General features: G+C 67.9%; 1 protein-coding gene. It reads right to left on the bottom strand.

Going from position 1 to position 1,588, the window contains the following annotated elements:
* The coding region (locus LLH23_09525; GenBank protein MCE5238719.1) for a hypothetical protein at positions 1 to 1,588 on the bottom strand (1,588 nt) is incomplete at both ends.

Here is a 1,588-nt window from a genome sequence, read left to right as displayed (position 1 = left end):
GGCCTCGGCCGGCAGGTAGAGTTGAGCCTGCTGGTGGGTCTGCTCGCCCCCCTCCCACGACACTTTGACCGTGGTCTCCCGCCAGCCGCTCTGCACGCTTCCACCAGCAGTCAGCGTGATCGGCAGCTTCAGTTCCGCGCCGGGCTTGATTTCGCTTGTCTGGTCGGCCACCGAGGGGGTGAAGCCCTGGGCTGGCGAGACGGTTACCCGTACTGGCAGTGGCTTCTCGCGCCGCATGTTGCGGGCGGTGAGGAGGAAGCGCTGCACGCGGCCGGTCTCGTCCTGGCCCTGGTCAGTCAGTGAGGTCTCGCAGGGCGAGACGATCTTGTAGGAGGCATCGCGCTCGAGGGTCAGAGCGCTGCCTTTGGCAATCTCGGCGCGAGCAATGGCTTTGACGCGACCGCCGGCCCCGACTGCCCCCGGGGAAGCGAGGTCAAACTTGAGGGTCCGGCTCTCACCCGCCTGCAGCGAGAACGGGGTGGAACCGCGGCCGACGACCGAACCCGACTCCCCCTCCAGTGAGACCGATACCTGTTTGAGGGGCGCTACGCCGGCCTGGACCCGCACCACGAACTGTGGCGTCTCGCCCAGAGCGACCTGACCGCCGCCGGTGAGCGCCAGTTGCCAGGCGGCGAGTATGCCGCCAGCGCGACGCAGGCGGGCGGCACTCACGTCCAGAGCCGCGGCGATGATGGTGTACTCCGGTGTCTCCTGGCGCAAGCTCTGAGCCTGATTGGCGAGCCCCGTTGCGAGGTCCAGAATCTGGGCGCAGAGCGCAACGCTGTCCGTGGCCCGGGGGGCGGAGGCGGCAAGCCTCTGCAACTGATCGCCACGCTGCTTGAGTTCCGTCGCCACTCGCGCGGCCGACGCGGGCGGCACCGCCGGAGGCACCGGCAGCAGCACCCGCCCTTGCCCGCCATCAGCGACCGCAACCAACCCGGGATCATCAAACCAGACAGTCGCTGCCCCGTCAGCCCTGTGAGTGCCGACCAGTGCCAGCATCACCGTGGCGGCGTTCGCCGGAGCGGTCGCATCGAGCTCGAGTTGCTTCCAGTCGCTTGTGGCGGCCAGTGAAGGGCTGTTCAGCGTCTCCCCGTCCTTGCCCGCCTTGTCCTTCCAGCGCACGTAGAAGCTCAATGACCCTGGAGTGGGGAAGTCTGCTTTGCCCCATACAGAGAAGCGGTACTTGACGCCCGCCTGGACCGGGAGGTGCGTTGACTGGACCGCGCGCGCTTTGCCGGTGAGCACCACCTTCGTAGCCCTCGGCGCGGAGTGAAAGCCCTGACGCTCCGAACTGAAGGCCACTTCGCCCTCGTTGTAGGGAGTGAAGCCCACAGGTGTGCCGGTGTCGGTCGGGTCGGCTTCGAAGTCGGTGGCGGCGCTCCTGTCTAGCTTGTCCCGCAGGCGGCTTGTCGCAATCTGCCCATAGCGCTCTGCTTCCGAGAGATCAAAGCTCGCCAGTTGCTGCCGCTGCGGCGCAAAGGCGAGCACCGCCGAGCGGCGCGGCGCGAGCGTGAGGCGCAGGCGAACACCCCCCTCGGGACGGGGCGTCGCTGGCACTACGGTGCCATCAACGAGGTTGACGGCA

This window comes from bacterium (genome assembly GCA_021372615.1).
Taxonomy (GTDB): Bacteria; Armatimonadota; Zipacnadia; order Zipacnadales; family UBA11051; genus JAJFUB01.
The sequence above is the reverse complement of the archived record's forward strand: the minus strand, read 5'-3'. Positions and strand labels throughout refer to the sequence as shown.